We start from the raw sequence: 253 nt of genomic DNA on the forward strand, positions 1-253 counted from the left end.
TAAAACGTGGATTCACATTGATCCACATAACGGGGCGGTCATTGAAAGCCTTGATCAAAACCGTCGAATAGCACGCTGGCTATTTAATCTTTTGCATAGCTGGGATTGGCAGCCGTTACTGGAGCGCGATTTTACGGGAAAGTCTAATTACCCTATTCAGTCTTGGTGGACTGATTATTTGTATCAGCGGTACTCTGATAGGCTGGCGCAGACTAAGAAGAAAAACACGAAAATACCAAGATAAATCAAAGTC

Annotated in this window: 1 protein-coding gene; it reads left to right on the top strand. The window is 43.1% G+C overall.

Annotation, left to right across the window (positions count from 1 at the left end):
• Window positions 1-244: hypothetical protein (locus E8Q33_RS15780; protein ID WP_211116201.1), on the top strand; the 244-nt coding region annotated here is incomplete at its 5' end.
• Between the last annotated feature and the right edge of the window lie 9 nt (window positions 245-253).

Origin of the sequence: Methylophaga sp. SB9B, assembly GCF_004832235.1 — a bacterium.
In the GTDB taxonomy this organism is placed as follows: Bacteria; Pseudomonadota; Gammaproteobacteria; order Nitrosococcales; family Methylophagaceae; genus Methylophaga; species Methylophaga muralis.